The organism is Streptomyces sp. SPB074 (genome assembly GCF_000154905.1).
Lineage (GTDB): Bacteria > Actinomycetota > Actinomycetes > Streptomycetales > Streptomycetaceae > Streptomyces.
Window position 1 is genome coordinate 2,484,353 of record NZ_GG770539.1, and the last position, 8,877, is coordinate 2,493,229.

At 72.7% G+C, this 8,877-nt stretch carries 4 protein-coding genes and 2 pseudogenes; 5 read left to right on the forward strand and 1 reads right to left on the reverse strand.

Going from position 1 to position 8,877, the window contains the following annotated elements; all coding sequences use genetic code 11:
* Positions 1-1,757 (reverse strand): ROK family protein (locus SSBG_RS10050; RefSeq protein ID WP_037871304.1); only part of this gene is annotated, 1,757 nt, incomplete at its 3' end.
* A 250-nt stretch (positions 1,758-2,007) separates the two neighbouring features.
* Between SSBG_RS10050 and SSBG_RS10055 the strand changes: the two are divergent.
* From SSBG_RS10055 to SSBG_RS36080, 5 genes and pseudogenes are all read left to right on the forward strand, one after another.
* Positions 2,008-2,742, forward strand: a pseudogene (locus SSBG_RS10055) (ABC transporter permease subunit); the annotation flags it as partial.
* Between the two features lie 184 nt (positions 2,743-2,926).
* Entirely contained in the window at positions 2,927-3,910 is a 984-nt protein-coding gene (locus tag SSBG_RS10060) for a carbohydrate ABC transporter permease (protein ID WP_037869400.1), read from the forward strand.
* Between the two features lie 151 nt (positions 3,911-4,061).
* Complete coding sequence (locus tag SSBG_RS10065) at positions 4,062-5,681, forward strand: extracellular solute-binding protein (protein ID WP_008746053.1); 1,620 nt, start codon at positions 4,062-4,064, stop codon at positions 5,679-5,681.
* Between the two features lie 687 nt (positions 5,682-6,368).
* Positions 6,369-8,418, forward strand: a pseudogene (locus SSBG_RS10070) (alpha-mannosidase); the annotation flags it as partial.
* Positions 8,419-8,679: 261 nt separating this feature from the next.
* The gene (locus SSBG_RS36080; protein ID WP_420790335.1) at positions 8,680-8,865 is read left to right on the forward strand and encodes a glycosyl hydrolase-related protein; all 186 of its coding nucleotides are present in this window, start codon (positions 8,680-8,682) and stop codon (positions 8,863-8,865) included.
* The last annotated feature ends 12 nt before the right edge of the window (positions 8,866-8,877 follow it).

Consider the following 8,877-nt stretch of genomic DNA (forward strand, 5'->3'; position numbering starts at 1 on the left):
CGGTGGACGTCACCGTTGAGGAAGGCCCCGCTGCCCGCGCCGGCTCCCAGGTACAGGTACACGAAGTCCTCGGCGCGTTCGGCGGCGCCGAGCCAGCGTTCGCCGATGGCGGCGGCGGTCGCGTCCTTCTCCACGACGACGGGGCTGCCGAGGCGGGCGCTGAGGCTCGCGCCGACGTCCACGCGCGCCCAGTCCTCGAAGAGCGGCGGGTCGAGCAGGACGCCCGCGCGCCGGTCGAGGGGTCCGGGCAGGGCGGCCCCGTATCCGAGCACGGGTCCCGCGTCGGGAACCTCGGCGGCCACCTCGCGGGCGAGGGCGGCCATCCGGGCCAGGCACTCCTCGGGGTCGCGGGGGGCTTCGAGCGGCATCCGGCGGCGGGCGACGACCTGGCCGCACAGGTCCACGGCGACGGCCGTGATCATCCAGGGATCGAGGTGGATGCCGACGGCGTACCCGGCGTCGGGGCGCAGGCGCAGCGGGATACGGGGTTTCCCGGCGCCCGCCGAGCGGCCCTCGTCCTGGACGATGAGCCCGGAGGTCAGCAGGTTGCGGGTGATGCGCGAGACGGCCTGCGGGGTGAGCCCGGTCGAGGCGGCGATCTCGACGCGGCTGAGGGTGCCGGCCTCGCGGATGCTCTCGATGACGAGCTTCTCGTTGTACGAGCCGAGCGCGAGCTGGTTGAAGGCGCGCGGGGCGGGGCGCGGGGCGGACTGGGCGCTGGGCGGGGCGGGCGGCCGGACCCAGCGCAGCGCGCCGTCGGGCCGGACGCCGGTGGCGGGGAGGCCGGCCAGGGCGGCGGCGAGCGCCACCGGGTCGCGCGGGAGTTCGGCGAGGAGGAGGACGCGGAGCAGGGAGGGCCAGCGGGTCGCGGGGGCGAGGGTGTGGTGCCGGGTTCCTTCGAGGGCCGGGGCGGGGCCGAGGGTGAGGGCGTGCAGGGCGCGGCCGGGGTGGCGTTCGCGCACGGCGTCGAGGAGTTCGCGGTACGCGCGCGGGGCCGGTTCGGGGCGGGGCTCGGGGCCTTCGGCGGGGTCCGTGCCGAGCGCGTCGAGTGCCGCGTGGGCGTAGGCGGCGGCGTCGCGGACGAGCGCGGTGGCGCGGCGGGAGAAGCGGGGGCGGCCGGCCGGGGGTTCGCCGAGGAGGAAGAGGGCGTGCCCGGGGCCCGCGTGGACGGCGAGGAGGTCGAGGTCGCGCAGCGGGCAGGGCGGGTCGGCGGGGACGGTGAGGCCCGAGGTGCCGGGGCCGGGGCCGAGGCCCCAGCGGCGGCGGACGGCGGCGAGGGTGGTGTGCGAGACGCCGGTGCGGGCGGCGAGCGCGCGGCCGGAGAGGGGGGTGTCGCCGTCGGGGGCGGGCAGGAGCGAGCGGGCGACGAGGGCGGCCTCGTCCACGCGTGAGGGCCGGCCGCTGCGGGGGCGGTGTTCGAGTCCGGCGAGTCCTTCGGTGGCGTAGCGGCGGCGCCAGGTGGTGACCGTGGGCCGGGAGACGCCGAGGCGGCGGGCGCTGTCGATGACGCCCGTACCGGCGGCGGCGTCGAGGACGATCTGGGCGCGCAGCGCGCGGGCGCCGGAGCCGCGCGCCCAGCCGCGCAGGCGGGTGCCGTCGGCGGGGGCGAGGGCGAAGCCCGGGGCGGTCCCGGCGGCGGGGCTCGCGCCCGCGCCCGGTGTCGCGGCCGGAGTTCCGGCAGGTGTGGGGCCCGATGTGGCGCCCGGCGTGTGGCCCGTTGCCGCGCCCGGCGTCGTATACGTACGTGTCCCGCTCATCGTGCTCCCGCCTCCGTACCGTCACGGTTCCCGTCCGGGCATTGGCAAAGAACTTAACTTCCGCTCCCTGCCCCTGTACACCCTCCGGCCAAGGGAAGGTCCGCGTGCACCGTCGGAAATCCCTTGCGGCAGCGTACAGAAAGCGCTGTCAGACGCATCGTCCAAAGCAATCCATTGATTTTACATTGCGCCCCGAGGGGCCCACCGAGCGAAGGCCGGGCCCGCCCTCCGCCGTTGAAGGGCTTCGCCCATGTCCCAGCTCACTGGCCCACGGAAGAAACGCCGCGTCGACCGCGGTCTCTTCTGGTTCACCGTGCCCGGCATCGCCGTGGTACTGCTCTTCCACTACGTGCCGTTGCTCGGCAACGTCATCGCGTTCCAGGACTACCAGCCGTTCATCGGCATCACGCACAGCCGCTGGTCGGGCCTGGACAACTTCTCGGTCCTCTTCAACGGGGACTCCGCGTTCCTGCACGCGCTCTCGAACACCTTCCAGCTCCTGCTCATCCAGGTGGTGTTCGTCTTCCCCGCGCCGATCCTGCTCGCGCTCGCGCTCAACAGCCTGGTGAGCGAGCGGGTCAAGAAGGCCGTGCAGAACGTGCTCTACCTGCCGCACTTCCTGTCGTGGGTCGTGGTGGTCGCGCTCTTCCAGCAGATGCTGGGCAGCGGCGGGCTCATCAACGTCTTCCTGCGCGCCCAGGACATGGGCACGTGGAACATCATCGGCGACCCCGAGCTCTTCAAGGCCCTGCTGACCTCGCAGGTCATCTGGAAGGACACGGGCTGGGGCACGATCCTCTTCCTCGCCGCGCTCTCGCGCGTGGACACCGACCTCTACGAGGCGGCGGCGATGGACGGTGCCGGGCGGATGCGGCAGACCTGGCACGTCACGCTCCCCGCGCTGCGCGGGCTGGTCGTCCTGCTCCTGATCCTGCGGCTCGGCGACGCACTCAGCGTCGGCTTCGAGCAGATCATCCTGCAACAGACCGGGGTGGGGCTGCCGGCGAGCGCAGTGCTCGACACGTACGTCTACAACAACGGTCTGCTCTCCGGGCAATGGGGGGGGTCTCGGCGGCCGTGGGCCTCGTCAAGGGCCTGGTCGGCGTGGTCCTGGTGCTGGGCGCGAACAAGCTCGCCCACTGGTTCGGCGAGGAAGGGATCTACCGCTCATGAGTACCGCGCAGCTTCCCACGACACCCGCTTCGGCGGACGTTCCCGGGCCCCGCGACCTGCGCTCCTCCCGCCCGCCCGGGCAGCGCCGCATCGACGCGGGGATACCCGGGCAGACCCCGGCCTCCCCGCCCTGGCGGATACTCAAGTCCCTCATCATCCTGCTGTGCTGTCTCGCGGTCGTCGTGCCGTTCCTGACGGTGATCTCGACCTCGCTCGCCGACACCACGCAGGTCAACGAGGCGGGCGGCTTCGTCCTGTGGCCGAGCCGCCCCTCGCTCGACTCCTGCGAGGCGATCCTGCGCGGCGGGCTCGTGACGCGGGCGATGGCGGTGAGCATCGGGGTCACGGCCGTCGGTACGGCGCTGAGCCTGCTCTCCAGCATCACGCTCGCCTACGGGCTGAGCCGGCCCGGGTCCTTCGGGCACAAGCCCGTGCTGATGATCCTGCTCTTCTCGATGCTGCTCGCGCCGGGCGTGATTCCCAGCTACCTGCTGATCAAGCAGCTCCACCTCATCAACAGCTACTGGGCGCTGATCCTGCCGACGATGGTGAACGCCTTCAACGTCATCGTCCTGCGCTCCTTCTTCCAGAGCATCCCGCGCGAACTCGTGGACGCGGCGCGGATCGACGGGGCCGGCGAGCTGCACATCCTGACGAAGATCGTGATGCCGCTCTCGCGCGCCTCGATCGCCGTCGTCGGGCTCTTCTACGCGGTCTCGTACTGGAACGCGTTCTTCAACGCGCTGTTGTACATGAACGAGTCCGCGAAGTGGCCCATGCAGCTCGTCCTGCGGACCTACGTGGTGAACAACGCGGCGATCGGCGCGGGCGAAGCCTCCGCCGCCGGGGCGCCGTTGCCGCCCTCGCAGGCGCTCCAGGCGGCGATCATCGTGCTCTCAATCGTGCCGATCGTGATCGTGTACCCGTTCCTGCAACGGCACATGAACAAGGGCGTGATGATCGGCGCCGTGAAGGGCTGAGGACCGCCCCCAGACGGTACGGGGCCGGGGCGCACGCCCGGTTCCGTTGCCGGGCACGCCCCGTCCCGGCCCCGTACCTCCCACCTCCCGGCAGGCCCTCACCCCCGTTCCAGGACTCTTCCGCATTCCGGCTCATCACGAAGGAGCAGCCATGGGCCCCCTCATCTCGCGCAGAGGACTGCTGCGCGCCTCGGCGGGAGCGGCGGCGGGCCTCGCGCTCGCGAGCTGCGGCGACGGCGGTCCCGCCCTCCCCCTCGCGGACAACGCGAACGTCGAAATGCCCGACTACGTCCCGTACAAGGGCGTCAAGCCGGCGCTGCCCGGTACCAGGAGCGGCGTGCTCAACGGCTACCGGCACTACCCGGCGGACCCGGCCCCGGCCTTCCCCGAGGGGAAGCCCGCGAAGGGGCCCGGGGTCCGCGTCATGACGCTGACCTTCAACCCCGTACCGCCACCGCGGGACCGCAACCCCTACTGGCGGGCGCTCAACGAGCAGCTCGGCACGGACCTGGACGTCGAGATCGTGCCGGTCGGGGACTACCCGAGCAAGCTCTCGGTCGTCGTCGCGGGCGGGGACCTGCCGGACGCGATGCTCGTGCCGCCGACCGCGAGCCAGCAGCCGGCGATGTTCAACGCGCTCTTCGAGGACCTGACCGAGCACCTGTCCGGCCCGGCGGTGCGCGAGTACCCCTACCTCGCGAACATCCCGCGCGACGCCTGGCGCTGGACGGTCTACAACGGCGGCATCTACGCGCTGCCGATGCCCCGCGCGAACGCGGGCAGCATCATGTACTACCGCGCCGACCGCCTCAAGGAACGCGGACTCGACCCGGAACCAAGGGACTTCAAGGAGTTCCAGCAGCTGTGCCGGGACGTCTCCGACCCCAGGCACAGCCGTTACGCGCTCGGTGACCCGATCACGACGCTCAACTTCATGATGGAGATGCTGGGCGGCCCGAACATCTGGCGCGAGGAGAACGGGAAGTTCACCTTCTGGCTGGAGTCCGAGGAGATCAAGGAAGCCCTCGACGCGGCGCGCAGGCTCACCAGGGAACACCTTCTGCACCCCGACGCCTACAGCGTGGTCGGCAAGTTCAAGGACTGGTTCGGCAACGGCCAGATCGCGCTGCACTACGACGGCAACGCGGGCTGGAACGACTTCTACCGGCAGTACGGGCAGAACAACAAGGGCCTGGAGATCGACGGGATGCTCGCGCCGGGCTTCGACGGCGGCAAGGGCAGCCACTGGGCCGGGTACTCCAGCTACGCCGTCCTCGCGATCAAGAAGGCGCCCAAGGCGCGGATCAAGCAGATCCTGCGGCTCGCCAACGCGCTGGCCGCGCCCTTCGGCACCGACGCCTACAAGCTGCGCAAGTACGGCCTCGAAGGCCACGACCACGAGCTGCGGGGCACCGACCCGATCCTCACCTCCGACGGCACGACCGAGACCGCGCTGCCCACCGGGTTCATCACCGACGCGCCGCTCTCGCTCTACTTCCCCGAACGGCCGGACGTCGTGGACCGCCAGCACTCCTTCCAGTCGCGGGCCGCCGAGGTCCTCGTGCCCAATCCGAGCGAGGGCATCTACTCCGAGACCAACGCGAAGACGTCCGGGGCGCTCAAGCTCAAGACGGACGACGTCCTCAAGGGCATCATGCAGGGCCGCGACAAGCTCTCCGCGCTGGACGAGAGCGTCCGCATGTGGCGGCGCGACGGCGGCGACCGGATGCGCGCCGAGTGCGAGAAGGCGTGGGCGAGCCTGCACGGCTGAGCCGGGCCCGCGATCAGCCCTTTCATCCGCTTCACCCCCTTATCATCCCTACTCCCCTCCCCCGCACCACCACCCGAGGAGCACCCTCACCATGCACGACGACCGGACCGCGACCGAGGACCGCATCGCACGGTTCGTCTCCAGCAGGCTGCGACCCGCCCTCCACTCCGACCCGCTGCCGCTCGCGCTGGAGGTATGGCGGGTGCCCGGGGAGCCGGTGCCCGTCGCCGAGCGCTGGAGGCCACGTACGAGCCCTTCCGGGCCGGCGAGTTCTGGGGCCCCGCCTGGGGCACGACGTGGCTGCGCGCGCGGGGCACCGTGCCCGCGCGCTGGGCGGGACGGCGGGTCGAGGCCGTCTTCGACCTCGACTTCGACCTCACGCAGGGGCCCGGCGGGCAGGCGGAGGGCTTCGTGCACACCGCCGCCGGGGGACCCCTCCAGGGGCTGCACCCCTACCACCGCACCGTCCGGCTCGCCGAACCCGCCACCGGCGGCGAGGAGATCGGCCTCCTCGTCGAGCTGGCGGCGAACCCGAAGATCGCGGGCAGCGCGGCGCTCGGGATGCGCCACAGCTGCCTGCGGACCTCGGGCGACGATCCGCTCTACCGGCTGCTCACCGCCGATCTCGCGGTGCGCGAGGAGGACGTGTGGCACCTGCTCCAGGACATGGCGGTCCTGGACGAACTCATGCGCCAGCTCCCGGAGTCGGCGCCCCGCCGGTGGGAGATCCTGCGGGCGCTGGACAAGGTCGTGGACGTCGTGGACCCCTGGGACGTGGCGGCGACGGCCGCGCGGGGCCGCGAGGTCCTGGCCGACGTCCTCGCCCGGCCCGCGCACGCCTCCGCGCACACCGTGCACGCGGTAGGTCACGCGCACATCGACTCGGCCTGGCTGTGGCCGCTGCGCGAGACGGTCCGCAAGTGCGCGCGTACGTTCACGAACGTCACCGCGCTCGCCGAGGAGTACCCGGAACTCGTCTTCGCCTGCTCCTCCGCGCAGCAGTACGCGTGGATGAAGGAGCGGCGCCCGGACGTGTACGCGCGGATCAAGAAGGCCGTCGCGGACGGGAGTTTCGTGCCGGTGGGCGGCATGTGGGTGGAGGCGGACGGGAACCTGCCGGGCGGTGAGGCGCTGGCCCGCCAGCTCGTGCACGGGCGGCGGTTCTTCGCGGCGGAGTTCGGCGTCGAGCAGGACGGGGTGTGGCTCCCGGACTCCTTCAGCCACAGCGCCGCGTATCCGCAGCTCGCGAAGCTCGCGGGAGCGCGCTGGTTCCTCACGCAGAAGCTCTCCTGGAACGCCGTGAACCGGCTGCCGCACCACACCTTCGACTGGGAGGGCATCGACGGGACCCGCATCCTCACCCACTTCCCGCCCGTGGACACCTACAACTGCGAGCTGACCGGACGCGAACTCGCGCACGCCGAGGCGAACTTCGCGGAGAAGGGGGTCGCGGGGCGCTCGCTGGCGCCGTTCGGCTTCGGGGACGGCGGCGGCGGGCCGACGCGGGAGATGATGGAGCGGGCCAGGCGGCTGCGGGACCTGGAGGGCTCGCCGCGCGTCGAGGTCACCAAGCCCGCCGACTTCTTCGCGACCACCGCGCGCGAGTACCCGGAACGTCCCGTGTGGCGGGGCGAGTTGTACCTGGAGAACCACCGGGGCACGTACACCAGCCAGGCCCGGACCAAGCGCGGGAACCGGCGCGCGGAGGCGCTGCTGCGCGAGGCCGAGCCGTGGGCGGCGACGGCGGCCGTGCGGGGCGGGCACGCCTACCCCTACGAGGAGCTGGAGGCGCTGTGGCGGCGGGTGCTGCTGCACCAGTTCCACGACATCCTGCCCGGCACCTCGATCACCTGGGTGCACGAACAGGCCGAGGAGACGTACCGCGAGGTGCACGCGGCCCTGGAGGGCGTCATCGGGGCGGCGGCGCGTGGACTGGGCTCCCGGGACGAGGGGTTCACGGTGCTCAACGCGGCGCCGCAGGACCGTACCGAGGTCGTGGTGGTGCCCGGGGCCGGGGCGGGCGGGCAGGAGCTGTCGGACGGCTCGCGCGCGGTGCTCGCGCACGCGCCCGCGCTGGGCGCGGGGACCCTGGCCAACGGCGGGGAGAGCCCGCAGCCGGTCACGGCGGGCGAGGAGGACGGGGATCTCGTCCTCGACAACGGCCTCGTGCGGGTGCGGATCGACCGGGCCGGGGGTCTCGTGCGCTCGGTACGGGAGCTGGCGGCGGACCGCGAGACGCTCGCCCCCGACGAGCCCGGCAATCTGCTGCAACTCCACCACGACGACCCGACGTTGTGGAGCGCCTGGAACCTGGACGCCTCCTACCGCAACACCGTCCGCGACCTCACGGACGCCGAGTCGGTCGAGCTGGTGGAGCCCGGCCCCTTGCTCGCGCGGGCCCGCGTGACGCGCGCCTTCGGCGCCTCCCGTCTCGTCCAGGACCTCGAACTGATCGCCGGGCAGCGGCGGTTGGTGGTCCGCACCGATATCGACTGGCAGGAGCGGGACGCCGTGCTCAAGGCGGCCTGGCCGCTGGACGTGCACGCCGATCACGAGAGCGCGGAGGCGCAGTTCGGGCACGTGCGGCGCCCGACGCACGAGAACACGAGCTGGGACGCGGCCCGCCGAGGTGTGGCAGCACCGCTGGGTGCACGTCGGGGAGCACGGTTTCGGCGCGGCGCTGCTCACCGACTCGACGTACGGGCACGACGTGCGGCGGCACACGCGGGCGGACGGCGGTACGACGACGACGCTGCGGCTCTCGCTGCTGCGCGCCCCGCACAGCCCGGACCCGGAGGCCGACCGGGGGCGGCACATCTTCGCGTACGCCCTGGAGGCGGGGGCCGACATCGGGGGCGCGGCGGCCGGCGGGTACGCGCTCAGCCTGCCGTTGCGCGTCGTGCCCGGCGGCGCGGGTGCCCCGCTCGTGACCGTCTCGCACCCGGACGTGCTCGTGGAGGCGGTCAAGCTCGCGGACGACCGTTCGGGGGACGTCGTCGTGCGGCTCTACGAGTCGCGGGGCGGTGCGGTGCGGGCCGCGATGGGCGCGGGGTTCGCGGTGGACTCGGCGGCGGTGACGGATCTGCTGGAGGAGCCCGTCACGGAGCTGGACGTGGTGGAGGGGCGGGTCGCGCTGGCGCTGCGGCCGTTCCAGATCGTGACGGTGCGCCTGCGCAGGAGCTGACAGCCGGAGCCC

Bases quoted from the DNA above. Each gene is read 5' to 3' on its own strand.
- SSBG_RS10060 (WP_037869400.1), top strand. From the start codon at position 2,927: ATGAGTACCGCGCAGCTTCCCACGACACCCGCTTCGGCGGACGTTCCC.
- SSBG_RS10065 (WP_008746053.1), top strand. From the start codon at position 4,062: ATGGGCCCCCTCATCTCGCGCAGAGGACTGCTGCGCGCCTCGGCGGGA.